The organism is Olivibacter ginsenosidimutans (genome assembly GCF_039542865.1).
In the GTDB taxonomy this organism is placed as follows: domain Bacteria; phylum Bacteroidota; class Bacteroidia; order Sphingobacteriales; family Sphingobacteriaceae; genus Olivibacter; species Olivibacter ginsenosidimutans.
Genome location: NZ_BAABIQ010000003.1, coordinates 82,232 through 108,979 on the forward strand (window position 1 = coordinate 82,232; position 26,748 = coordinate 108,979).

Annotated in this window: 18 protein-coding genes and 2 pseudogenes; 12 read left to right on the top strand and 8 right to left on the bottom strand. The window is 41.0% G+C overall.

The window, feature by feature from the left end; genetic code table 11:
- The first annotated feature begins 58 nt into the window (after positions 1 to 58).
- Both rbsK and ABD930_RS01755 read left to right on the top strand, forming a co-directional pair.
- Positions 59 to 991 carry a ribokinase gene (rbsK, locus tag ABD930_RS01750; protein ID WP_345229962.1) on the top strand — a complete coding sequence of 311 codons (933 nt, stop codon included), beginning with the start codon at positions 59 to 61 and terminating at the stop codon, positions 989 to 991.
- A 10-nt stretch (positions 992 to 1,001) separates the two neighbouring features.
- Positions 1,002 to 2,006 (top strand): GRP family sugar transporter, encoded by a 1,005-nt coding sequence (locus ABD930_RS01755; protein ID WP_345229963.1) that lies wholly within the window; start codon positions 1,002 to 1,004, stop codon positions 2,004 to 2,006.
- Positions 2,007 to 2,070: 64 nt separating this feature from the next.
- On the opposite strand, the gene ABD930_RS01760 is transcribed toward ABD930_RS01755, so the two are convergent.
- Both ABD930_RS01760 and ABD930_RS01765 read right to left on the bottom strand, forming a co-directional pair.
- Entirely contained in the window at positions 2,071 to 3,066 is a 996-nt protein-coding gene (locus ABD930_RS01760) for a nucleoside hydrolase (protein ID WP_345229964.1), read from the bottom strand.
- A 17-nt stretch (positions 3,067 to 3,083) separates the two neighbouring features.
- Positions 3,084 to 3,314: pseudogene (locus tag ABD930_RS01765) on the bottom strand (RagB/SusD family nutrient uptake outer membrane protein); the annotation flags it as partial.
- A gap of 810 nt (positions 3,315 to 4,124) precedes the next feature.
- Between ABD930_RS01765 and ABD930_RS01770 the strand changes: the two are divergent.
- The 7 genes from ABD930_RS01770 (at position 4,125) to porM (ending at position 15,042) form a co-directional block, all read left to right on the top strand.
- Positions 4,125 to 7,424 (top strand): SusC/RagA family TonB-linked outer membrane protein, encoded by a 3,300-nt coding sequence (locus ABD930_RS01770; protein WP_345229965.1) that lies wholly within the window; start codon positions 4,125 to 4,127, stop codon positions 7,422 to 7,424.
- A 15-nt stretch (positions 7,425 to 7,439) separates the two neighbouring features.
- Positions 7,440 to 9,215, top strand: coding sequence for a RagB/SusD family nutrient uptake outer membrane protein (locus tag ABD930_RS01775; RefSeq protein WP_345229966.1), 1,776 nt, complete (start codon positions 7,440 to 7,442; stop codon positions 9,213 to 9,215).
- Positions 9,216 to 9,462: 247 nt separating this feature from the next.
- A complete protein-coding gene (gene porK, locus ABD930_RS01780; RefSeq protein WP_486348634.1) occupies positions 9,463 to 10,815 on the top strand; it encodes a T9SS ring complex lipoprotein PorK/GldK in 1,353 nt (450 codons plus the stop codon).
- Between the two features lie 15 nt (positions 10,816 to 10,830).
- Entirely contained in the window at positions 10,831 to 11,985 is a 1,155-nt protein-coding gene (gene porN, locus ABD930_RS01785) for a type IX secretion system ring subunit PorN/GldN (RefSeq protein ID WP_345229968.1), read from the top strand.
- Between the two features lie 10 nt (positions 11,986 to 11,995).
- Positions 11,996 to 12,652 carry a hypothetical protein gene (locus tag ABD930_RS01790; protein WP_345229969.1) on the top strand — a complete coding sequence of 219 codons (657 nt, stop codon included), beginning with the start codon at positions 11,996 to 11,998 and terminating at the stop codon, positions 12,650 to 12,652.
- Between the two features lie 18 nt (positions 12,653 to 12,670).
- Positions 12,671 to 13,474, top strand: coding sequence for a type IX secretion system motor protein PorL/GldL (gene porL, locus ABD930_RS01795; RefSeq protein WP_345229970.1), 804 nt, complete (start codon positions 12,671 to 12,673; stop codon positions 13,472 to 13,474).
- A 35-nt stretch (positions 13,475 to 13,509) separates the two neighbouring features.
- Positions 13,510 to 15,042 (top strand): type IX secretion system motor protein PorM/GldM, encoded by a 1,533-nt coding sequence (gene porM, locus ABD930_RS01800; protein ID WP_345229971.1) that lies wholly within the window; start codon positions 13,510 to 13,512, stop codon positions 15,040 to 15,042.
- Positions 15,043 to 15,106: 64 nt separating this feature from the next.
- Here the strand turns inward: porM and ABD930_RS21815 are convergent.
- Positions 15,107 to 15,349, bottom strand: a pseudogene (locus tag ABD930_RS21815) (type II toxin-antitoxin system ParD family antitoxin); the annotation flags it as partial.
- Between the two features lie 107 nt (positions 15,350 to 15,456).
- Positions 15,457 to 17,193 carry a phospho-sugar mutase gene (locus tag ABD930_RS01805; protein WP_345229972.1) on the bottom strand — a complete coding sequence of 579 codons (1,737 nt, stop codon included), beginning with the start codon at positions 17,191 to 17,193 and terminating at the stop codon, positions 15,457 to 15,459.
- A gap of 229 nt (positions 17,194 to 17,422) precedes the next feature.
- Between ABD930_RS01805 and ABD930_RS01810 the strand changes: the two genes are divergently transcribed.
- Positions 17,423 to 18,541 (top strand): Gfo/Idh/MocA family oxidoreductase, encoded by a 1,119-nt coding sequence (locus ABD930_RS01810; RefSeq protein WP_345229973.1) that lies wholly within the window; start codon positions 17,423 to 17,425, stop codon positions 18,539 to 18,541.
- 84 nt (positions 18,542 to 18,625) lie between these two features.
- Here ABD930_RS01810 and ABD930_RS01815 read toward each other — a convergent pair whose 3' ends face one another.
- Together ABD930_RS01815 and ABD930_RS01820 are read right to left on the bottom strand one after the other, a co-directional pair.
- Complete coding sequence (locus ABD930_RS01815) at positions 18,626 to 19,345, bottom strand: response regulator transcription factor (protein ID WP_345229974.1); 720 nt, start codon at positions 19,343 to 19,345, stop codon at positions 18,626 to 18,628.
- 13 nt (positions 19,346 to 19,358) lie between these two features.
- Positions 19,359 to 20,795: a sensor histidine kinase gene (locus ABD930_RS01820; RefSeq protein ID WP_345229975.1), complete on the bottom strand. Its 1,437-nt coding sequence runs from the start codon at positions 20,793 to 20,795 to the stop codon at positions 19,359 to 19,361.
- Between the two features lie 243 nt (positions 20,796 to 21,038).
- Between ABD930_RS01820 and ABD930_RS01825 the strand changes: the two genes are divergently transcribed.
- A complete protein-coding gene (locus ABD930_RS01825) occupies positions 21,039 to 21,764 on the top strand; it encodes a basic secretory protein-like protein (protein WP_345229976.1) in 726 nt (241 codons plus the stop codon).
- Between the two features lie 94 nt (positions 21,765 to 21,858).
- Positions 21,859 to 24,144 carry a GH92 family glycosyl hydrolase gene (locus tag ABD930_RS01830; protein ID WP_345229977.1) on the top strand — a complete coding sequence of 762 codons (2,286 nt, stop codon included), beginning with the start codon at positions 21,859 to 21,861 and terminating at the stop codon, positions 24,142 to 24,144.
- Positions 24,145 to 24,273: 129 nt separating this feature from the next.
- Here ABD930_RS01830 and ABD930_RS01835 read toward each other — a convergent pair whose 3' ends face one another.
- Together ABD930_RS01835 and glmS are read right to left on the bottom strand one after the other, a co-directional pair.
- Positions 24,274 to 24,528, bottom strand: coding sequence for a hypothetical protein (locus ABD930_RS01835; protein WP_345229978.1), 255 nt, complete (start codon positions 24,526 to 24,528; stop codon positions 24,274 to 24,276).
- A gap of 350 nt (positions 24,529 to 24,878) precedes the next feature.
- The gene (gene glmS / locus ABD930_RS01840; RefSeq protein ID WP_345229979.1) at positions 24,879 to 26,714 is read right to left on the bottom strand and encodes a glutamine--fructose-6-phosphate transaminase (isomerizing); all 1,836 of its coding nucleotides are present in this window, start codon (positions 26,712 to 26,714) and stop codon (positions 24,879 to 24,881) included.
- Positions 26,715 to 26,748: the final 34 nt, after the last annotated feature.

The window sequence follows — 26,748 nt, forward strand, 5'->3', positions numbered from 1 at the left end:
TCTGCTGTATACCCTTATTATATTTGGATGATTATAAACAGGTTACCTTATTTCATTTATGTCGAGTAAAATTATCGTAGTGGGCAGTACCAATATGGATATGGTGGTTAAGACAACCCACATACCTGCACCGGGGGAAACGGTATTGGGTGGAACTTTTTTAATGAATCCGGGAGGAAAAGGTGCGAATCAAGCGGTAGCAGCGGCGCGCTTGGGAGGAGATGTTGCGTTTATAGCCAAAATCGGAAATGATATTTTCGGTAGGCAATCGGCACAACTGTTTGACGAGGAGGAAATCAATGGAACAGGTATTTTGTCTGATACCGATTATCCGTCTGGTATAGCGTTGATTACGGTTGACGAAGCGGGTGAAAATAGCATCGTTGTTGCTCCCGGAGCAAATGCTCAGCTGAAGCCTCATGATGTGGTAGATCAATTAAAAGCCTATCCAGCGAGTAAAATTATGTTGTTACAGTTGGAAATTCCGTTAGATACGGTTAAAGCAGCAATTACTTATGCGCGTGAACGGGATGTGTTGGTGATGGTCAATCCAGCGCCGGTCAATCCGGGTATTGCAGCAGTTTTTTCATGGATTGATGTGCTTACGCCGAACATCAAAGAGGCCGAAATGCTCTCAGGCTTGACTATACATGATGTGGAAACGGCAAAGGCAGCAGCGCTTGTTATTCACCAAAAAGGGGTTAAGCAGGTGATTGTTACCTTGGGAAAACTGGGAGCTGTGATGGCCGATCGGGAAGGTACCGCACATATTCCTGCACCAGCGGTAAAAACGGTAGATACGACGGCAGCAGGTGATGTTTTTAATGGTGCATTAGCGGTATACTTATCGGAAGACAGATCTTTGCGTGATGCGATCAGGTTCGCTTGCAGCGCCGCAGCAATAGCGGTTACACGATTGGGAGCACAGTCATCTATTCCCTATCGCAACGAGGTATTATTGCAGCATATTCCTAAAATAAATCATTATTAAACCGACGATTATGTTTATTGTACAACATTATGCATTGGCTGTTTTTTTCTGCTTCATTACGATGCTCTGCTGGGGGTCGTGGGCCAACACGCAAAAGTTGGCCGCCAAAAAATGGCGGTTTGAGCTGTTTTACTGGGACTATGTATGGGGCTTAGTGATCCTCAGTTTACTGGCAGCGTTTACCTTGGGAAGCTCGGGCTCGGAGGGACGTCCCTTTATGGCCGATTTGGTACAGGCCTCTCCGCAATCGCTAGGTTCGGCCTTTGCAGGAGGCGTAGTATTTAATTTAGCTAACATCTTATTGACGGCCGCTATTGCGGGTGCAGGAATGGCTGTCGCTTTTCCGATAGGCATCGGTCTGGCCTTGGTTATTGGGGTGGTGCTTAACTATGTGTTATTGAGTAAAGGTAATCCAACCTTATTATTTGCAGGTGTAACATTGGTTACAGTGGCTATTCTGTTAAATGCGCAAGCATATCGACAGAAAGCACAGGTGCAGCAACGTATGGGGATTGCTAAATGGATTGTAATAGCTGTGATCGCTGGCATATTGATGTCCTGCTTCTATCCCTTTGTAGCAGCGGGCATGGATCTGGAGAATTTTGTACATCCGGCGGATGGAAAAATGACCCCTTATACCGCTTTTGTGCTCTTTGCTGCCGGTGTATTGACAAGTAATATCTTGTTTAACTCGATTTTAATGAAGAGACCTTTAGATGGCCCTGCCTTAAGTTATAAGACGTATTTTGGTGGAAAGCTGCGCTGGCATGCCGTAGGGGTATTGGGTGGTGCGATCTGGGCGGTGGGAAATTTATTGAACCTCCTGGCGGCAGGTAAAGCCGGTCCTGCCATATCGTACGGATTAGGACAAGGAGCGACACTGGTAGCCGCACTTTGGGGAGTATGGGTTTGGAAGGAGTTTAAGGACGCCAATAGGCAAACCAACTATTTATTGACAGGGATGTTTGTATGCTTTATACTCGGCATCTTTTTGATTATTAAAGCGGGAACCTAGCAATAGCGGAACCTCGCATCCAGTATATCGTGCAAGGTTCCAGTTTTGATTATAGGCGTGAGAGCTAAGGTTGATCTTGCATTAAGGTTTCTAGTTCTTGCGCAATGTGGTTATAGGGGTATTTATGAACTAGAAAATAATGTTTCGCCGAACCTGATGGATTCCATTGATTGCTGCCATCGGGTTTTACTTCGAAAGTACCAGGACCAATCACATAAAAATATTGCTCAGGATCTCGAACCGCACATAATACGGCAGTATGATCCCAAGATGGACGGTTCTGCTCACCATTTGCAGTGTAAGTGCGTAGGTTATAGGCATAACCCCAAGCCACGGGATTATCCTTTCCGTTTTGTGCAGCTACCTGACTTCCTGTTACGATAGGTAGGCCAATCTCAAAACCGCTGAATAGAATAGGTGTAGGCCATTTGGAAAATACTTCATACGATGCGGAGGAATCTTTGACCACATTAAATTCTTTTCCTTGTGGAAAGCCACCGGCCATGGCGACCCAGTTTTTCACTTTTTTTTTAATGAGCGCTGCTCCAGCTAATGGTGAATATTGATCGGCCGCCGACTGTAGCAGTTCGCGCAGGTTAGATGTAAAGCCAACCGTAACGATGGTAACGCTTTGATCAGGCTGTGCGGCGAGTACTTGTCGATAAATGGTGACGGCAGGTGGGAACTTTTGTTGGGCTAATGCAGGAGCAAACCGCTTAACGAGCGAGTCGGTCCAATGATTGTCTGCCGTGAAGGACGGAGCATTTGCTGAGGCAACACCTACCGGAATTTCTGGATGTTTGAAGTATTGATTAAAAGTGGCGATAGTGGGAGCAATACTAGGGTGTGCATCGCTAGCTACCGTGGCCAATATCTCGCATTCGCCTTTCGCCGCCAAAGCATGCAAGATAGAGATGGCACCAATATCGTCATAATCTGGCCCCATATCTGTGTCAAAAATGATTTTAGGCTTATGGGCTTTGAAAGGTTGCGCGTGAGTAGAAATTGCCAGGATCGATAAGGCGATGCACATACCTATACTAAAAAATGATGTTTTCATAATTATTTGTTTTTTATTTACCAACCGTTGTTTCGCTTATATACTCCTTTACTGTATTGGATCTGTTGTTCTGGAATGGGTAGACACTCATCTCTATTTTTGGTGAATTTTGCTGCACCTAAGTGGGGAACGCGTGTTTTTTCTACCGTAAAATAACTGTTCATGGTCTCTGCGGCTATACCCCATCGTACTAGATCGAAAAAGCGCGTGCCTTCTAAGGCAAACTCCAATCGCCTTTCATAGCGTAAGGCTGCTCGGGCATTTTTCTACTCCGATAGTTGTAGACACTGAAATTTCTGACTGCATATGGTTTCTTATGGTTTTGTTACATAATCTATTAGCTATGGCGATCTTCATTCTAATCAAAGATAAGTGGTGAAAATGAATATACTTTACCACTTTTTATTGATTTTATGAATTGATAAGATTTAATTGGCTAATTGTATTTATGTAATGTATTTATATATAGTTATTTATATTTTATAGAGAATGGTTTTTATATGAAACGAAAGGTTACTTGATGGAGGTAAAGGCCGTGTTTCAGAGGTAATGTCTAGCTGCTGAAATCGTTCTTTGTGAATTCTTTTTGCTTTTTAATGAAAACAGTTACCCCATGGTTTAGATCGTGACAAGGCGTACGAAAACGATTAAGTAAATATTTTTAAGGAAAAAAATGAATCCAAAGGAAAAGATTCGAAATTTGTAGAAAGCTTGTAAAACAAAAAAACGAAGCTAATTGTTTGCTTACGAAAAACAGGCTAACATACTAACCAACTCAAAAGACAGTTTTAGAGAAATAAACAAATAAACCATTTGCAAAAGAAAAATGCTATAAACCAATGCTATTAATCGATAATCATTTGTTAACAAGAGCTTAATATTGGCCATTATAACTTTGCCGTATATCATCAACCCAATTTTTGAGTCCAAAAATGAATAAATGCGGGTAGCGGATTTGGCTTTTGATAATCGCCGAAACGATCATGAGCTTTTTGGTTGCGTGTCGAAAAGGGCTTAACAATTTTAAGTATTCCATGGTAAAATTAAAACAATATGTAATGAGAGAGAATGTACTACATTTTTTTAGGAACCTTTATTGGCTTAAGAAGTGTGCTGGATCAATTGTGCTATTGCTGCTATTGGGGCTGACCACAACAGCACGTCCAATGGAGGTAAAAGTGCAGCAAGCCATTGTTAAGCACGTGATGCAACAGACAGGTACGCTTACGGGGCGGGTGGTCGATAATCAGGGGCAACCACTGCCAGGCGCTAGTGTGAAAATAGAAGGGCGCAATCAAGGAGCAACAACCGATGCTAACGGTCGTTATACCATCCGTTTGGCTCCAGGGACTTATACGGTAGAAGTAAGCTATATTGCTTATGAGTCACAACGTAAAACGGCTATTCAGATTAATAGCGACAAACCAACAACGTTGGATTTTACCTTAATATCGGCGAGCAACCAACTCGAAGATGTGGTCGTAGTAGGATACGGTACACAGAAGAAAGTGAATTTAACCGGAGCGGTTGATCAAGTGGGAAGTGAGGTCTTTGAAGGCCGTATTGCAGCAAATGCAACCCAAATGCTTCAAGGTGCTGTACCAAACTTAAATATTAACCTGGCCGATGGAAAACCTACACGTAATCCAAGCTTCAATGTTCGGGGAACCACGTCAATTGGACAAGGCGGGAGTGCGTTGATCTTGATTGATGGTGTAGAAGGTGACCCTGCAACGTTGAATCCGAATGATATCGAATCCGTATCCGTATTAAAAGACGCTTCTTCGGCTGCGATCTATGGTTCCAGAGGTACTTTTGGTGTCGTGCTTATTACCACAAAACGGGCAAAAGAAGGTAAAACGTCATTTACCTATTCGGGAAATGTTTCCATGCAAGAACAGGCAACTCAACCAGATTTTGTAACCGATGGCTATGAGTATGCTAGCCATTTCTTTGAAGCGTATAACGCCTGGAACAATTATTCTTCGGTACCGAGTAAATTAAATAAAACGCAGATCTTTTCATTGGATTGGTTGGATGAATTTAAAAAACGCAAAGATCAAGGTATCACAGAAACAACTACTGTAGATGAAAATGGTAATTATGTTTACTATGCTAATGAGGATTATTGGGGGGCGCTGATGAAAGATCGCACGTTTGCTACCGATCATAATTTGGCCGTGACGGGAAGTACCCAAAAAACAGATTTTTACATTTCTGGTCGATACTACGGTTATAACGGTATATATCGTTATAATACCGACAACTATAAAAGTTACAATATGCGCGCCAAAGGCGGTACACAGGTGACGAATTGGTTGCGGGTTACTAATAATTTAGAATACTCATCGATCAAATACCATGATCCGATTACGGCCGGTGAAGGAGGTAATATCGGTCGGAATATCGCCGATGAAGGGCACCCTTCCTCTCCAATTTATAATCCAGATGGCACCTTCTCGTACTCGGCAGCTTATACAATAGGCGATTTTATTTACGGCAAAAATGGCGTCAACACCGATTATACTAATTTAAGGAACACGACAGCCTTTGAAACCAATTTCTTTAACAATGCTTTTCATATCAGAGGTGATTTGACTTTCAGAAACCGGGATTTTTCATCCACCAGGGTACGTGTACCGATACCATACAGTGTCAAAGAAGGTGAAGTACTTTCCTTGACAAGTTCTTTGAACGACAATATTTATCGCTATGATCAGAAATACCGCTACTTGTTTACAAACTTGTACGCGGATTATGAAAAGACGATTGGTGACCATTACGTCAAGGGTTTGATTGGTTACAACTATGAACAACGGAATTATGATGCCGTTTATGTAACCAAGAATGGTTTACTTACCGAAGATACTGAGAATATTAATTTGGCACTTGGGGATGCGGTTACCGCTACTGGAGGATATAACCGTTACCGCATTGCGGGTGTGTTTTTCCGGGCGAACTATGTGTATAAAGAACGGTATCTATTGGAGTTTAACGGTCGATACGATGGTTCTTCCAAATTTCCAACCGATGAACAATGGGCTTTTTTCCCTTCCGCTTCTCTTGGATGGCGCATATCACAGGAATCGTTCTGGAATGTTAATCCAGATGTGATCTCGGATGTGAAGTTCAGAGCATCTTATGGTTCTTTGGGAAATGGGAATATTGATCCCTATAATTTTTTGGATCAATATATGATCACTACCGGCGGAAGAATCCTGAATGGTAAGAAGAATCCCTACACCAGTGTGCCTGATGCCCGCCCGGATAATCTAACGTGGGAAACGGCGCGGACAGCAAATTTTGGATTAGACATTACGGCCATCAAGAATAAACTGACCTTTACTGGGGATCTCTATACACGTAAAACCCTCAATATGTATACGGTAGGACCTACTTTGCCTGATATCTTTGGAGCTACTCCACCTAAAGGGAATTATGCAGATATGACCACTAAAGGCTACGAAATTTCGGTAAGCTACAACGATCAATTTGAGCTGGCCAATAAACCCTTGCGCTTAGGTGTAAAAGCCACCTTAGCTGACTATAAATCCACTATTGATCGCTATAACAATACCACGGGTGTGTTGACCGACTATTACGTTGGACAAAGCGTAGGTGAAATATGGGGTTATGTAACACAAGGTTTATTCCAATCGCAGGCAGAAATTGATAGCGCACCAAAACAAACCTTGATTAAATCTTCCAATTCTGGAAAAGTATATCCTGGGGATGTACGCTTTGCCGATCTGGATGGTAACGGTGTCATTGATTATGGAACAAATACTATTGGAGATCATGGCGATAAAACCATTATCGGAAATAAGGAGCCCCGTTATATGTATAGTTTTAACCTGAATTTGAACTGGAGCAATTTTTCTTTAGGTGCCTTTTTCCAGGGAGTGGGTAAGCAAGATTGGTATCCGAGTAATGAATCCATTTTCTGGGGACAGTACAACCGGCCATACAATAACCTACCTACCTGGCACTTGAACAATTATTGGACGGAAGACAATCCGGATGGTTATTTTCCGCGTTACGCTGGCTATAATGAGTCGATTAAAGTAAATCCGCAAACCCGCTACTTGCAAAATGTAGCCTACCTCCGATTGAAAAATTTGCAATTGGGTTATAATTTGCCTAAAAGTTTGGTTTCTAAGTGGCGATTGCAACAGGTGCAAGTAGGTGTGTCCGCAGAAAATTTATTTACCTGGTCGCCTTTGTATAAACGGACCAAAGACATCGATGTAGCCAATATCGGTAAATCGGATCCGGATATCAGCGATAGCAATTCTGGTGATGGGTTTAATTATCCCACTATGCGTAGTGTGAGTTTAAATTTATTGGTTAATTTTTAAATGCGCGAGATGAAGATGAAAAGAAATATATATTTTATAGTGTTGATACTTGCCGTAGTGTCTTCCTGCAAATTGGATGAAACACCAAAAGCAACGGCTACCGCCGATGATATTTTCGGTAGCGAAAACGGTCTAAAAACTTATAGTTACTCTTTTTACAATATGTTACCTTCTGGAACAGATGCGTATAAGCTGGACGCTATGGCGGATTATGGTGCGGTAAACAATATCGATAATTTTATTCGAGAAGGGGCTTACTCTCCAGAAACTAGCTCAGGTTGGGATATGGCGGACTGGCAAGCCCTTCGAAACATCAATCATTTTATTGATAACTGTACGAATCCGGAGGTAAGCGAAACAGTGCGGAATAATTATATCGGGATCGCCCGCTTTTTCCGGGCTTATTTTTACTTGAACAAGGTGATCAGGTTTGGTGATGTGCCTTGGGTAGATCATGCGCTGGACTATAAGGAAGATGATATTCTCTACGCTGAGCGGGATTCGCGCACGGTAGTAATGGATCATGTGATGGAAGATTTGGATTTCGCTTATAATAATATAACCGAAACAGAAACTGATGGCACACTTATTACGAAGTGGACTGCCCTTGGCCTTAAGACTCGCGCGGCTTTATTTGAAGCCTCTTTCCGCAAATACCATACGGAATTGAATTTAATGAATACTGCCAATACCTTTTACCAATATGTGGTTGATGCGGGGAAGGCGCTGATGGAATCAGGAGCTTATAGTTTATATACGGGGCAAGGTATAGAAAAATCGCAACGGGAATTGTTTATTAGTGAGACCCCTGTTACACAAGAAGTGATGTTGGCCGTAGCCTTAAGTAAGGATCAAGCCGTAATGGGGGATGCCAATTGGTGGTGGACTTCCGCTACTTACGGTCCGCGCTATAGCTTGGTACGTCCTTTCATTAATACTATACTGAACTTGGATGGTACACCGTATACGGATAAACCAAATTATAATACACAAGAGTTCTATGAAGAATGCCAAAACCGGGATTACCGCTTAGCACAGCTAATCCGTACACCGGGTTACGAACGGAATGGAGCGGCCTCTCCCCCCAATTTTAGCGGTTTCTCTTATACCGGATATCAGGCTATTAAATATACCCTTGATGATCCGTATTACGACAATGCGGCAACAAATACCAATGCACTACCTTTAATGCGTTACGCCGAAATTCTGTTGAATTATGCCGAAGCTAGAGCTGAATTGGGGCAAATGACCGCTACCGATTGGCAAAATACCGTTGGTGCACTACGCGCTAGAGCAGGTGTTACGGGTGGCCTATCAACATTGCCTACCCAAGTGGATACCTATTTGAAAAATACCTTTTTCCCGGATATTAACGATCCGATTATTTTGGAAGTTCGCCGGGAGCGTCAAGTAGAACTAGCGTTGGAAGGTTTTCGTTTTAACGACCTGAAACGCTGGAAACGAGGAGAATTGATGGCCGACTTGGAATGGTCGGGTATATATGTACCCGCATTAGATAAGCTAATGGATTTGGACCATAACGGTACCGCTGATGTTGTATTCTATGATGGAAGTAAAGATGGTCCGTCCATTACTGTTCCAACAGGATGTGCAAAAGTACCTATTGGAGGTAAAGAGACTAATTATCAAACGATGACAGCCGATAAACACTTGGAATGGTATAAATCACAACCCAGAACCTGGTATGCTGATGGTCGGCAATATTATTATCCAATACCGGCCAATGCTATTGTCAAAAATAAAAACCTGCAGCAGAACCCAGGTTGGTAAAGAGGGTATTTACCGTATTTAAAAAAGCACAGTTTGCTCGATTGACCTAAATCAATTGAACAGACTGTGCTTTTTTTTATGCCTAGCTACTAAAGCTAAGCTATATTGCGCTGTAAAGGGATAAAAAGCCGACTTTATTAAAAAATGATCGGCTTTTAATAAAAATGGCAGCATTATTGCTCGAAAAAGGGGTGAATATTTTTTGATTTGGGAAATAGAGATAAGTGAACAACACCTACGAGAAGAAATGAAACATACATTTAGGATTTTAAGTTTACGAAGCAGCAGCTGTAGACGTACTTTTTTTTGTGCTTTTATCATTGGCGCAATCGGATTTGCATCGTGCAGTTCAAATAAAATGTATAAGGCTCCCCGGGTTAGTTCTTTTAGGGGAAATGGATTGCCAGCGCCTCCGGGCATGGTTTATATCCCTTCAGGGACTATCTATTATACGGCTTCACAAGACAGTGCCGCTGAAGGAAGAAATGTGAGTGTGAGTGCTTTTTTTATTGATGAAACGGAAGTGTCGAATAAGCAATACCGTGAATTCGTCAATTGGGTTGCCGATTCTATTGCTGTTACCGATTATCTGCAAGACGATCAGTATTTCCTTAACCAACAAGGAACTGGCCGTACGGGTTCTTCCCCTGCCGATTCTGCAGTTGCCACGGAGACGCGACAAATCGATTGGAAGCGGGTAAAAGCAAATTCTCCACTTTGGAAGAGCGATGACCCTGCTATCCGGGAAAAGTTAGCACCGATGATTAGTATGGAAAGCGGCCGTCGGTCGCTCAATCGGGAGGTTATCAAATATCATTTCTCTCATATCAAAATGGATGGAAAAAATAATGACCAGTACGTTACCGATACGGTAGCGGTGATACCCGATGAGGGAATTTGGTCGAAAGATTTTCCCAATGCGCAAATGTCTTCTATGGATGCCAATTATTTTGAACACGAATCGTTCGATTACAACCCTGTTGTGGGCGTAACATGGAAACAAGCTAGAGCTTATGCCGATTGGCGAGGGAAAGAACTGATGGCACAGATGCAAAAAAATGGTTATCTTAAAGGTTATCAATTAACCTTTAGCTTGCCAACGGAAGCCCAATGGCAATATGCTGCAGAAGGAAAATTAGACCCAGCCGATACGATTCAGAAAACAAGACTTACGATTAATGATCGTAAGTCGCATAAAAAGAAATTAGCGGTTAACTTTAAGCAAGGAGAGGGTACCTATTCACGGGATGGAGCAACATTTACCGTTCCGGTTAAGTCGTATACTCCTAATGCTTTTGGTGTGTATAATATGGCAGGTAATGTTTCGGAATGGACCTTGGATGCATTTAGTCCATCGGCAATAGCGTTTGTAAATGATTTAAACCCAGTGTTATTGTATGATGCAGACGATAATGCAAATTACATGCTCAAACGAAAAGTGGTAAGAGGGGGTTCGTGGAAAGATAATGGTCCGATGCTTAATAGTGATACTCGGAGTTACGAAGAGCAGGATGAACCACACTCTTATGTTGGGTTTCGATGTGTGATGTCAGCCTTTGAAATGACAACGCCCCAAGTTAAAACACGTCGGTATAAATAAAAAACGAAATAGATCATGATGAAGCGCATGCGAATGATAGCAATTGCCGGTTTTGTGTATTGCTGTGCGATCGGCCAACTTAATGCACAAGTGTTGCCGGATACTACTGTTGATACCTTACAACAAACGCAAGATCCAGTTATGATGGATACTGCCCTTGAAGACACCGTACCCCGTGGAGAAATTCTTTCAGACACTATACCCCAAACTGATGGCTATTATCAGGTGAACGACTTGAAGGATGCCATCCCTTTTGCCTATCCTAAAGTAAATCCAAAGAATATCCGCTTTTATAAGAGAATATGGCGGGATATAGATCTGGCTGATAAAGAAAATTATATTTTTGCTACACCTGGTGCTTCTTTAATGGAAGCCATTATGAAAGGTATCCAGGAGGGAAAATTAACACCCTATAACCCCGAAGACGATGGTTTTAAAACCAAATTAACGGCAAGAGAAGGAGAGGCACGGTTTACAGACAGTGTGTTGGTTCCGATTTTTGATGACGAAGGAAATCAGATCGACTCTAAGATGACCCTCAATGAGTTTGATCCGGCAAAAGTGACGAAATTCAGGATTAAGGAAGATATGTTTTTTGATAAACAACGCGGAAAGCTGGAAACGCGGATTATTGGCGTTGCACCTTTAATGAAAGTGACTACTTCTTCCGAATTGGCAGAAACAGTTGGAGAAACACCCGCTTTTTGGCTTTATTTTCCACAATTACGCTATACCTTGGTGCAGGTGGATGTATCTGACCCAGACCGGGAACTCTACGATATGACGATGGACGACTTATTTGTACAGCGAAAGTTTGCTAGTAAAATCATCCGCGAATCATCTCCTGGGCAATCTGCACAGTTAGCCGAAGGAGCAGAACAGGAACAAGCAAATGAAAAGGAAATTGCGGATAAGATTGATGCCTATAAAAAACGCTTATGGAGAAACCCAAAAGGGATTAAGGCTGAAGATTTAGCAAACCCTGAAGAAAAGGCAAAAAAAGATTCCGTAACTAAAACGGCACCAGCCAAACAAGACATTAAAGAGGAAACGACCACACCAGAGCAGGAAACAACACCAGAGCAAGAGGTTGCGCCAGCACAAGAAACAGCGCCAATACAAGAAGAGGCACCTGTAGAAAACGAAACACCAGAAAATAACGGAAATTAGAGGAGTTAACATGAAAAAAATAATCATACTGTTCTTTATAACGGGCCTGTTTAGTTTGACGGCAAAGGCACAGATTTGGAAAGAATATTCCAGTTTCTATCGCTCTGTTGGTGTTCAACTAGGAACAAGGGGGATAGGTATCGAAGGAAGTTATCCGTTAAATGAGCAGTTTAACCTAAGATTAGGAGGGAGCATTTTCCCATCCATGAAAATGAAATATCGACAACAGAAATTTAAACTTAACCGCTCTGATATCTCCTTATTTGGCGATTGGCAGCCCTTGTATGGAAGAGACAGTTGGATCGCACGAAAATGGATCGTAAGTGCTGGGGCAGGGTATTTTTTTGAAAATAAACTGACTCGTTATAAACCCGAGACACAGGTAAGTAACGAACCAAAGGATTATGAGTTGGAGTGGAGTAAATTCAGGCCTTATGTAGGAACCGGATTAAATGGAATAGCCATTTCCAGACAACTTAACCTGTCGGTAAATCTTGGATATTATATTCCAACGTCTTCATATAAATTGAAAACTTACGACATGGGATCAGCCGAAGTGGCCGATTTGGAAAATAAAATCGAGTCATTAAAATATAGTATTGCACAGAGCTTGAACGTGCAAGTTGGAATATCCTACATCTTTTTTAAGAACAGTTATCATAAATAGACCTCAATACCATAAAAAATGAAGAAGAAAGATTCAAATTGGTTGCATGTTGCCATATCTTGGGGAGCAAGTGTGGTGATTTTAGGAGCACTTTTTAAAATTTTACATATAGGTGGTGCCATGGCTAATTACATGATTGGCGCCGGCCTTGGTGTTGAAGCCATATTGTTTTTTTTAATGGGGCTAAATCCTCCACCTAAAGAACCGGCATGGGAACGAGTTTATCCAGAGCTGGATGAAAATTATACGGGCGAGTTACCTACCTCTTCTTCACGGATGGTACAGACGCCTGCAAATTCCACCACTGCAGCTTTAGATAAAGTTTTTGCCGATGCGCAGGTTGGCCCTGAAACCCTGGCAAATCTGGGCAGAGGTCTTCGCTCATTAAACGACAAGGTGACAGCGATCAACAACATGTCGGATGCCTCCTTTGCAGCTAGTGAGTTTACCGATAAACTACGCACGGTAACCGGCAAGTTTGATCAGATGAGTACTGCCTTTGAAAAAGCAACGGCTAATTTAGTGGCTATGTCGTCTGCCGATTCGGATACACGTGGTTATCACACCCAAGTGGCTCAACTGACCCAGAATCTAAGTTCCTTAAATGCGATGTATGAACGTGAATTACGGGATTCGCAAGCTCATTTACAATCAATGAATGCATTCTATACCCACTTAAGTGCGACCATGCAGAATTTCAACGAGTCACTCGATGATTCGAAGCAATTTAAAGATGAGGTGGGTAAATTAGCCAAGAATTTAGCAGCCTTAAATGCTGTTTATGGCAATATGCTGAGCGCAATGAATCAGCCTAGAATTTAGAATTCAACACATTGATAACCTTAACAGTAGTATAAATGGCTTTAGGAAGAGAAACCCCAAGGCAGCGGATGATCAATATCATGTATTTGGTATTGCTTGCGATGTTGGCCTTAAATGTGTCGGATACCGTTTTAGATGCCTTCCGGAATATAAACAATAGCCTTGAAACTTCGCGTAATAATGTGAATAACTCCGTTGAGCAACTATTCACCGCTTTTGAAAATACGAAGTTAAAAGAGGAACCTGAACGTGCACGACCTATTTATGAGAAGGCCAAACAAGCGAGAGCTATAGTAGCCGATCTTAATGGATATATTGATCAATTGAAAAAGGAATTTGAGAAAAAGGGGGGCGGCTATGATGAAGATACAGGCGATTTAGCTCAACGAGACAATGTCGATATCGCTCCTGGCGTGATGGTTAATGGAAAAAAAGGAAAGGAATTAAAGGAGAAAATTAATAGTACCCGCGAGAAATTGCTGGCTTTGTTGGATGAAAAAGATAGGCAGGCTGTTACCTTCTCTTTAGAAGCGAAAGATCCAGAGAAAAGGGTTAATGGTAAAAAGAACTGGGAAAACATTAACTTTGGTGATGGTACACCATTAACGGCTGCTATGACCATTCTTACAAAAATTCAGGCAGATGCTCAAAATGCAGAATCTGATGTAGTCAAAAGAATTTTGGGTAAAATGGATCAGGCGGTGGTAAATTTAGATCAATTTTCTGCTGTTGCCGTTGCGCCAACATCCTACGTAGTGCAAGGACAACCCTATACTGCTGAAGTATTCTTAACAGCTTATGATTCAAAGTCGGATCCCACTATTACCGTCAATGGTACACCACTCAAAGTGAGCGATGGAAAGGGCGTGTACAGTATCAATACCAGCAGTGAAGGTTCTTTTACCTGGACGGGTGTTATTAAAGTGAAACAAACAGATGGTACGGTAAAGGAATACCGCACACCCGAGCAACATTATCAGGTTTCGCGGCCTTCCGCTGTCGTTTCGCCCGATAAAATGAATGTGCTCTATATTGGTGTCGATAACCCACTATCGGTATCGGCTCCAGGAACACCAGCAGATAAAATGAAAGTCAGCATGACCGGTGGGTCACTTAAGGGCAGCAATGGTAAATATGTAGCCCGGGTTTCCTCTCCTGGGACGGCTAAAATTTCTGTAGCGGCCGAGGTGGCGCCAGGGAAGGTACAAACGCTTAGCACGACCGATTTCCGGGTGAAGCGTATTCCAGATCCTGTAGCTAAATTTGGTGGGAAGACCGGAGGCACCATGCCTTCTGTAGCATTAAAAGCACAGAAAGCAGTGTTTGCTACGTTAGATAATTTTGATTTCGATGCCAAGTTTAAAGTGACCAAATTTACGATGATTATTGCTAAACCGAGGGCCGATGCGATTGTGTTGTCTACCAGCGGAAATACCCTTAGTAGCGCGATGCAAGCGGCTTTAAGTCGCATTACCCCAGGTACTCGCGTAATTTTTGATAATATTATTGCTGTTGGCCCCGATGGATCGCCAAGACAATTGAATGCAGTGGCTTTGTCGGCAAATTAACGCCTTTGCAAACAAAAAGGGGAGAGCTGATTAAGAAGCTCTCCCTATACCTTAAGCCTATTTTTTAATCCATTCTTTCAGGAAGAATGCTAACAATTTCGATTTCTTCGGATTTTAGTTCTTTATAAAAGATTATGTGTTTACCAACACCACCTAAAATATTTTGGGAGACGTCTTCGTATTTTTTCCCTATTGACGGGGTATTGGCTAGACTTTTGCTTTCTTCTTCTTCAAGAAGTCGAAGTCCTGCCTGGATTACTTCACTCGCATTTTTATAGCGCCCCTCAGAAATTCTGTCTTCAACAAAACCTTCAAAGTAGTTTCAAGTGACACGGATGTGTTTCGTCCCATAAGAATATGTTTTTAATTTTGAGTAATTTACCAATTATTGGTAACCTGTGCAGATTGCAAGTGTCAAACAATATCCTGCATCATGTGCTCGATTTTTTCTTCCAAAGCTTTTTCAACCTGATGGTAATCACTTAAAGCAGTTAGCGGTAACTTGGCGCTGCAATAGAATTTGATTTTGGGTTCCGTTCCGGAAGGTCTGGCCGAAACGATGCTCCCATCTTCCGTAATAAATTGCAATACATCGGATTTTGGTAAATCTAAAGGAGTCTGTGCACCAGTGATTTGATCAATGGCAATGCCGTTTTCGTAATCCCTAAGCAGGGTAACTTTCACTCCGCCTAAGGTTTTTGGCGTAGCTGTTCGTAAGCGTTGCATCATGGCTTTTATCTCGGCGGCCCCACTTTGGCCTTTTTTCGTTAGCGAGATCAATTTTTCTTTAAAAAAGCCATACTTCAAATATATTTCGGTTAAAGCTTCGAATAATGTTTTCCCCTGATCTTTATAATAGGCGGTCATTTCAGCAATAAACGCGCAAGAGACTACGGCGTCCTTGTCTCGAACCAAATCGCCTACAAGAAATCCATAACTTTCTTCGCCACCGACCAAAAATTTCTCTTTGCCTTCCAGCTTCGTCATCAATTCACCAATGTATTTAAAGCCGGTTAAGACTTCATAACAAGGAACGTGGTAAGCTTTAGCTATTTCACTAATGAGGTTAGTAGTAACGATGGTTTTACAGGTAAAATCTTGATGAGCTAATTCTTGTTTAGCTTTCTTCGTACTCAGAACATAATCTACTAATAGAGAACCGATTTGATTACCATTTAAAAGCTGATATTTTCCGTCAAGATTTCGAGTAGCCACACCGACGCGATCGGCATCGGGATCAGTCGCTAGCAGTAAATCTGCCTGTAGCTTTTCTGCCTCTTTTAAACCCATAGACATTGCTTCTTCTTCCTCTGGGTTTGGATAGACGACCGTTGGGAAGTTTCCGTCAGGAGTAGCTTGTGCTAATACGACATGAACCTGTTCAAAGCCCCATTGTTTTAAAACGGGTGGAACCGTTGTGATACCGGTACCATGGATGGGAGAATAGACAATTTTAAGATCTTTTTGCTTTTTTACCACTTCTGGTCGTAGGGAAAGAGAGACTAGTTTGGTAAAATAAGCTTCATCTATTTCGTTGCTTATTTTTTTGATCAATGCTGCCTTAGGTGTGAATTTGACTTGACTGATGTCAAGTGCATTTACCTCGTCAATAACATTGGTGTCGTGAGGTGCAACGAGTTGTCCGCCGTCATTCCAATAGGCCTTATAGCCATTATATTCTTTTGGATTGTGTGATGCCGTTAGCATAACACCACTTTGGCAACCGAGTTCACGTATCGCAAACGAAAGTTCTGGTGTGGGTCTCAATTCCTCAAAGAGGTAAACCTGAATGTCATTGGCCGAAAAAACATCAGCAACGGTTTGCGCGAACGCCTGCGACGAATTTCTACTATCAAAGCTAACGGCTGCTTTTATGGTTTCTCCTGGATAGTTTTTTTTTAAATAATTTGCTAAACCTTGAGTTGCCTTTCCTACGGTATATTTGTTCATCCGATTAGTGCCCACTCCCATAATACCACGTAAGCCCCCAGTGCCAAAGGCAAGATCCTTGTAAAAAGCATCCTGAAGTTCATCTGTTGCTTGCTGATCGATTAATTTCTGGATAGTGCTTTTTGTCTGCTCATCATAATTGCCTGTGAGCCATTGATTCACGCGCTGCATGAAGGAAGAATCTTGATTGTTTATTGCCATATTAAATCAATTAAACGTATATTATATAATGAAGAGTAAACCTACTATAAAATAGCGAAATAGGCAAAAATTGTTAGAAATTTCAATGCCTTGAACACAGAAGAAAAGCTTAACTTGCAGGCCAGTAAAAAATAGATGCACGACAAAACAGCATTTTAGAAAAAAAACGCTTCATTGCGAGAAACATTGAAACGGAAATTCGTTGTGCACTCAGTAAAAAACAAGTCCAATGGATAATCAGAATATACAAATGGATAATCAGAATATACAAACAATGCAACGTATCCGCATATTGGTTGTTGGTTGTGGCAATATGGGTGTTTCACATGCTAAGGCGTATCATGGCATGGCCGACTTTGAAATTTGCGGTTTGGTTTCTAGAGGAGCTAGTAAGGTTGCACTCAATGAAGAGCTTGGAGCAACATACCCCTTATTTGATACCTATGAACAAGCATTGCATGAAACAAAGCCGGACGCGGTTTGTATCGCAACCTATCCAGATACCCATGAGGATTTTGCTATAAAAGCTTTTGAAGCTGGTTGCCATGTATTCATCGAAAAACCATTGGCTACTACTGTAGCGGGAGCACAGCGCGTAATAGCCGCTGCAGAAAAGGCAGCAAAGAAACTGGTTGTCGGTTACATTTTGCGTTTCCACCCTTCTTGGAAACAATTTGTGGAAATTGGCCGTACGCTAGGCACACCATTAGTAATGCGTATGAATTTAAATCAACAAAGCCATGGCCATATGTGGCGGGTGCATCAGCATCTGATGGAGAGTTTGAGTCCGATTGTAGATTGCGGTGTTCATTATATCGATGTCATGTGCCAGCTTACCGATGCAAAACCGTTACAGGTAAGCGCTATTGGGGCCCGGTTAACTGATGCTATTCCAGCGGATAATTATAATTATGGTCACCTGCAGATTCGATTTGAAGATGGATCAGTGGGATGGTATGAAGCGGCGTGGGGGCCAATGGTCAGCGAAACTGCTTTTTTTGTTAAAGATATTATTGGGCCTAAAGGTGCTGTTTCTATTGTTGCAGCGGGAGCTACCCAATCTGGAAAGTCAGACACTGTAGCAGCACATACCCAAACGGAATCGTTACGTGTGCATGACGCTCGGTTAAATGAACAGTATCAGTTTATAGAAAAAGATCGTTGGATAAATTTGGCGGATGAACCGGATCATCAAACTTTATGTGATCGGGAGCAGCAGTTTTTTTTACAGGCCATACGGGAAAATATCAATTTAACCAAGGCTAACCTAGACGCTGTAAACAGTTTAAGAATTGCCTTGGCTTGTGATGAATCGGTGAAAACAGGTAAGGTGGTGCGATTGGGTTAGTTGTTGATTGTGAGACAAGGTTCTGTCTTACAGCATACAGCCTATTGCCTTATTCCCTTTTCCCTTCTTTTTACTTTTGATTTTTTAATTATCTACTGGAGCGACATGGAAAATAAAGCCGACCCCATAAACATTTTCGATGCGAACTTCGGCCGAATAGTGAAGGGTCTTACGTAACCGAGAAATAAAAACATCCAAGCTTCTGCCCAAGAAATAATCATTTTCTCCCCATAGGTGCAGTAAGATCTCTTCTCTTTTTAATATACGATTCCTGTTTTCGTAAAGGTACATCAATAACTGTGCTTCACGAAGTGTTAGTGAAACCGCTTTTTGATTTGGAAAGGATAGCTTGAGTAATTCTTTATAAAACAACAGGTCGCCCATAACTTGCACAGGTGTTGTTTCAGCGGGATGTTCAAGCGAATTGTTGACGCCATTGTTTCGCCGGATGATGTTTTTTATGCGCAAAACCAACTCATCAATATCAAATGGTTTGTTGATATAATCATCTGCTCCAATTTTTAATCCATAGATGCGATCTTTTTTTTCATTTCTTGCTGTAAGAAACAGAAAAGCCTGTTGGTTATTAACCTTGGAAATCTTTTCCGCCAGCTCAAAGCCATCGTAATCCGGGAGTTGAATGTCGATGAGTAATAAATGGAAATTGGGATCTGCAATGTAATCATCATACGCATTTTTTGCGTGGGTATGCCAGATAACTGAAAATCCCATAAACTCTAAATATTGCTTCACTACATTTCCTAGATCCTTTTCATCTTCTACAAAGAGTAATTTATACGGCATAGTGCTAAATTGATTACGTTGATACGGGGATAAATATACAAAATTCACTGCCTTCTCCTTCTTTACTCCATACATTTAGGGACCACCCATGTATTTCAAGCGATTGTTTAACGTAAAACAGACCTAATCCTAAACCGCCTGTTCGTTGATTATTTTTACCCCGATAAAATTTTTCAAAAATAGCGGTGGTCATCTTTTTAGACATCCCTACGCCATTATCTTTAACGGTAATGGTTACATGAGTGTCATTAGATGCGGTGATGACTTTAATACGTTTTATTTCGGCTTCATTATATTTAATCGCATTATCGAAAATGTTATATAACATTGTTGTCAACAAAAAACGATTGAGTGGAACAGGGGAAGGAAGTGGAGCGTGCAGAAATTCGATATAAACTTTTTCGGTAGTTTTAAGCTTATAGTCGTTTATGATTTCCTCTAATAGCTTGTTTAGTTCGTATTCCGACTTTTCTATCGTTTCTATACTCATGGTGGTAATGTCCAGCGCTTGATTGATAAGTGCTTGCAATCGATCGGTTTGCCGTTGAATAACTGCGGTTAGCGAAAGGATATTCTTGCCATTTGCTACAATTTCTTTGTTTTGTAGGCTTTTATTCGCTACCAAGATGGCCGTCAAGGGGGTGTTAAATTCGTGGGTGATGCTATTGAGGAAATCTGATTTCATTTCCGCTAATTTCTTTTGCTTTAGCCAATTGCGATACGTGAAATAGTAAATCAGTAAAACAAAAATGATCGAGGATAACGAGAGGGATAGGGTTGGGATCATTTGTCTGAGTACTTGTCCCTGCCTGTATTTATGATCAACAAATAAGGAAAATGTAATTTGGTAACTTTTAGGGGTGGGAGTAGAGATGCTTAAGCTGGTTGTTAAATTTTCTTTATTAATAGTGCTTAATTTACCGTCGATAACGATTCCTTCTTTGATTTCCGTTATTTCAGTAGGAAGAAAATGATAAGCCTGTTCTTGCTGATAGAGTGAAATGTAGGATACCCCATCAAAGGTTATGGATAATGCATTTAGTGTTAGGAGGTAAGTCAGGTCATCCGGCAAATTGTTTTGTTGCTTAATGGAATTAAACAACGTATCCATCGTACTGGATTTGCGTAGTTTTATAAAAAGCTCTCTACAAATTTGATGTTGAAAGCGTTCAAATTGTTTCGGGTTAGTGAAATAGAGCTCTTCAAAAATTCCCATGTTCTGTTGTACCAGGCTATCAATTATTTTCCTTCCGCCAGGATATAGCTTTTCATTGCGTATAGCTGCCTGATAAGCATGATCGATTAGACTTTTTTCATCTAAACGATATTGCTTGTTCTTAAGTTCATAAGTGTTATAGATTAAGTTAGCTTGTACGGAAACTAAGATAGCAAGGCTAATGAGACTGATAACTTTATGAAGGAGTAATGGTGTTAGGCGGATTTTTTTCATGTAAGTTGATCGTTGGCTTATTTACATTTTATTAACATTATATTAGGATTTGATTGACAAAAAAAGTGCGAACAGATGCCTATTTTTAATTTTTCCTTTAGGATATACCTACTTGGCGTTACCTACAAACAAACTTAGATAAAATGCTTTAAAAAATAAGCGATGCATTAAAACAAATTAAGGTAGATATATAAAAGAAAGTGCATACATAATAAGACGTGTACAACATAAAAATGACTATATATGACAAATAAACTATTGCAGACGATTTTCTTTTCGAGTGCTTTATTTTTTTCTACGACCATTTGTTACGGTCAGGACCATTGGGGTGATGTTTCTCGAGATAAGCAGGAAGCCATTGCCGTTGATACCATCAGCAAGGGAAAATATACATTAGTATTCATTAATAAATCAGCCAGTTTTGACGATGGTGTCAAGAACAGGCTAATTGATGTTTTTTTTATCAATTATCCCAAAGAAGCCAAGCTGTATAATAAAAAAACAAGGCGTGAGGTGACATTTGTTATCGATCCAGCCTATCAAGGAGTGGCTGCTGCTGCTCACGGGATTATACGTTTTAATCCAGAGTGGTTTAAAAAGAATCCAAATGATATTGATGTCGTTACCCATGAAGTCATGCACCTCGTCCAAGCCTATCCGAATGATTCGGGGCCCGGATGGATTACAGAAGGAATTGCCGACTATGTACGTTTTACATTGGGTGTGGATAATGAAGGTGCACATTGGAAACTGCCGGATTTTGATGAAAAACAGTCGTATGAAAATGCCTATCGCGTTACTGCACGTTTTTTTTACTGGATAGAATTGCATGTGAAAAAGGGATTGTTGAAAAAATTGGATAATGCCATGCGTACAAAAACCTATACGGATGATTTTTGGAAAAAAAATACAGGGAAAAGCGTTGATGAACTTTGGAGCGCCTACGCCCGTAATCCTAATATTGGCTAATAATGAAGTAAAAAAATAGGCGATTTTTATAAGCTGTTTGTGTAAATTGCCATCTATTAATAATTTATCAATAACGATACGAGATTAACAATTGATGAACATAAAAAAACTTGGATTATTGCTGCTGCTACCATTAAGTGTGACAGCGCAAGAGGCTTCTTTAACTACTTATGTTAAACCGATTATAGGGACGGCGAAAATGGGACACACTTTTCCCGGAGCCACTGTTCCGTTTGGTGCCGTTCAGTTGAGTCCGGATACGGATACCATTCCCTATGAAGTTGGCGGTAAATATAATGGTGATGTTTATAAATACTGTGCGGGTTACCAATATGCTGATTCAACAATTGTTGGTTTTAGCCATACGCATTTTAGTGGTACAGGACATTCGGACTTAGGTGATTTTCTGATCATGCCTACTGTTGGTAAATTGCAGATGAATCCGGGTACTGCCCAACATCCCGAAAATGGCTACCGTTCTAGATTTAGTCATGATAATGAAGTTGCCGAGGCAAATTATTACCGTGTTAAACTAGATGAACCCCAAGTGTTAGCTGAGCTGACCGCTAGCACACGTGTTGGTTTTCATCGGTATACTTTTCCAGCGTCTACCGATGCCCATATCATTTTTGATCTGATGGCCGGGATTTATAACTACGATGATAAAAATGTTTGGACAGTGGTTAAGGTAATTAACGATACCTTGGTGACAGGTTATCGGCAAACCAATGGTTGGGCACGCACACGTACCGTTTATTTTGCCATGACCTTCTCTAAGCCATTTAAAAACTACGGTACGCAGCATAACGATAAGACACAAGCTTATAAAGGCTTTTGGCGTAAATTTGACCAAGACCATCATTTTCCAGATATAGCCGGAAAAAAGATTAGGATGCATTTCGATTTTGATACCAAAGCAAATGAGCAGGTCCAAGTAAAATTTGCACTGAGCCCGGTTAGTATGAAAAATGCCCTCGAGAATATGCAAGCGGAGATCCCGCATTGGGATTTTGACCGTACAAAACAGGAAGGCCAAGCATTGTGGGAGAAAGAACTGCGAAAAATTGTCGTGGATCTTCCAAGTAAAGCAGATTACATTAACTTCTATACAGCGATGTACCACGCTGCGTTAATGCCTACGGTTTATATGGATGTTAATGGGGAATATAAAGGGCTAGACCAGGAAGTTCATCAAGCGTCCGACTTTACCAATTATACCTCTTTTTCGCTCTGGGATACTTTTAGAGCGTTCCATCCTTATTTAAATCTGATTAATCCAACTAGAAATGCAGACATGGTGGCTTCTATGATGAAACACTATGACCAAAATGTATTGCATATGTTACCCATCTGGTCGCATTATGCCAATGATAATTGGTGTATGAGTGGCTACCATAGCGTATCAGTAATTGCAGAAGCTATCTTAAAAGGTGTGTACAAGGGAGATGCGATGGCCGCTTTGAATGCCTGTGTGCAAACCGCGAATACCCGGGATTATGAGGGTATAGGGGCTTATATAGATAAAGGATATATTCCAGACGAGGTTTCGGGTACTTCGGTTTCCAATACGTTGGAATACGCCTATGACGATTGGTGTATTGCGCAGCTCGCAAAGAAATTAGGAAAAACGGGTGTATATGAAACATTCTTGCAGCGATCTACCCATTGGAAAAATATGTACGACAAAAGCATCGGGTTTATGCGTCCTCGTTTGGCCGATGGATCGTTTAGAAAGAAATTTGATGTGCTTAAAACAGACGGCGAAGGTTTTATCGAAGGAAATGCTTGGAATTTCAGCTTGTATGTACCACACGATCCAGAAGGGATGATGGAAAATATGGGCGGTAAAAAACGCTTATCTCGCTATTTGGACTCGTTATTTACGATGCATTTACCCGATGAGTTTTTTGCCCATACCGAAGATATAACCAGGGACGGTATTATTGGTAATTATGTACATGGAAATGAACCTGCACATCATGTTGCTTATCTTTACAATAGTACAGGAGAACCATGGAAAACGCAGGAAAAGGTACGCATGATTTTAAAGAATCAATACCATAATGGTGCAGATGGCTTGGGGGGAAATGATGATTGTGGTCAGATGAGCGCTTGGTTTATCTTTAGTTCACTAGGTTTTTATCCCGTATCACCAGCATCTAATGAATACTGGCTTGGAAGCCCTGCGGTAAACCATGCCGTATTAAATTTGGAAAATGGAAAACAACTCGTCATTAAAGCCGAAAATCAGTCGGATAAAAATGTATATGTGAAACGGGTCTTGCTCAATGGACAGCTTGTAAAAAATAATCGCTTAAAACATGAAGATTTGATTAAGGGTGGAGAGCTGGTGTTTTATATGAGTCCTAGAAAGTTATGAGTTGTGCGTTACGGGTTGCGAGAGAAGGGAAACGCTCGCAACTCGTAACGCACAACTTAAATCAAGCTTTACGTGATTACAAATTTATAATGTAAACTCCCTTACACCTTTCCTTACCCCTTAAAGCCATTATTCCCCTTCGTCGATTTCCAATTCGATTCCTTCATTAGCATAAAATGCAAAATTTTTAATCACCTCATCAATTCCGAGGATTTCTAGATTACTAAGTGCCGTAACTGCTGCATTATCCATCAATTCACCTGGACTGGGTTCTTTGCTTGGTACGTAAACAAGATCATTTTCTGCCCGTGCACTTGCGATTAGGGTCGTAAAACCTTCGGCTTGAAGTTTTTTTAATAAAGCTAATGTTATGGATTCGTTCATCGTTTGTATATGTTACGCGTAATGTACGCTATTGTAGTGTAACAAAAAAGCTATTTAGGTGTTTGGGAAAAGTGTTATTTCTGTTTAAGAGCGTTTTATAGATAATAAAATTGTGTTGAAAGATGCTTTTAGATGCGAATAAAAGAAAGATTGAAAAAATAAATTGAATTATTTGTATTGAAATAAAAAATAAATTGTATTTTTATCAAAAAATATAAACTTATATAAATCGACGTTTTTCATGTGTGAATAGTCTAAGCACAAAAAAGTACCCGTTGGTGGTTCTGCGGGTACTTGTGCTGGACGCCATAGCGTAAGGAATTTATCGTTACAGTAGCCTATAAAATAGGTTATTCTACCGTGACAGATTTGGCGAGATTCCGTGGTTGATCGACGTTGCAACCTCTCATTACCGCAATATGATAGGCCAATAATTGCAGGGGTATAGTCGCCAAGATAGGTGTCAATGCTTCTTCACAGGGAGGAATCTCAATAATGTAGTCGGCAATAGCCCGGATTACAGTATCCCCTTCGGTGATAATAGCAATTATTTTTCCTTTTCTCGCCTTTACTTCCTGAATGTTACTGATAATCTTGTCATAAGAAGAATCTTTTGTTGCGATGACGATGACGGGCATTTGCTCATCTATTAATGCAATAGGCCCATGCTTCATCTCAGCTGCTGGATAACCTTCTGCATGAATATACGAAATCTCCTTCAGTTTGAGCGCTCCTTCTAATGCTACTGGAAAATTAATCCCTCTGCCTAAAAATAAACAATTGGTGCTATCTTTAATTTCACCGGCAATATGTTGAATTAGGGCATTACTTTGAAAACAAGTCGTAATGAGTGCCGGCGCTGTTTCGAGTGCGGTTAATAACGAAGTTATTTTTGAAAGAGGCAATCGCTCTTGTTGTTGAGCTAGGTAAAGTGCTAATAAAGATAAAGCCGTTACTTGCGCAGTAAAGGCTTTAGTAGAGGCAACACCAATTTCAGGGCCTGCATGCGTATACATTCCTGTATGTGACAATCGAGGAATTGATGATCCAACAACATTACAGATACCAAGAATAGTTGCGCCAGCACGTTTCGCGAGTTCAATAGCAGCTATGGTGTCTGCTGTTTCGCCTGATTGGGAAATAGCAATAACAATATCGTCTTGATTGATAATAGGATGTCGATACCTGAATTCGGATGCATACTCTACTTCTACTGGTATTCGCGCATATTCCTCAATCAGGTATTCGCCCACTAGTCCGGCGTGCCATGAGGTGCCGCAAGAAACAATAATAATCCGTTTGGCCGTTAACAATTTAGCTGCATACTCGCTTATGCCACCTAAATTGATCTTTTTCCGTTCGTGGTCAATCCTTCCCCGCATGCAATTGGCTATAGAATGGGGCTGCTCATAAATTTCTTTGAGCATAAAATGATCGTATCCCCCCTTTTCCAGAGCCTCCAATTCCAATTCTAATTCCTGTATATAAGGACTTAAGACAACATTGGTTAAATTCCTAATTTCTATTTCGTTTCTATGGAGAAAAATCAATTCATTATCTTCTGGATAATACACGTGCTTGGTGTATTCGATCATTGGCGAGGCATCTGATGCAATGAAATATTCACCTTCACCAATGCCGATTACCATGGGACTCCCTCTGCGGGCGGCAATAAGTAAATCGGAATCGTCCTGGCTAGCAATTACGAGTGCAAAAGCTCCAGAAACTTGTGTTAAGGCTAATCGTACGGCTTCTTGTAGGCTGCTATTTTCTTCTAATTGGATTTGCTCAATGAGTTTAATCAATACCTCCGTATCGGTGTCGCTTACAAAATACTGCCCTTTTTGGATGAGCATCGCTTTAATAGATGCATAATTCTCAATAATGCCATTATGAACAATAGCCAGTTTCTGATCACTGGACGCATGAGGATGGGCATTCCGATCATTTGGAGCACCATGTGTTGCCCAACGAGTATGCCCCATGCCTAAACTGCTATTTGTTGCCACTTGGCCAGCGTAGGTTTCTAAATCGCTGACTTTGCCTGCTCGTTTATATACATGTAATTTCTCATTCATTAAGGCAATACCGGCACTATCATAACCACGATATTCCAAGCGTTTTAAACCTTTGATAATGACTTCCCAAGCATTTCGATATCCTATATAGCCTACAATTCCACACATATTTGTTGATTTTTTAAAGGAGCTAATGTAGTAC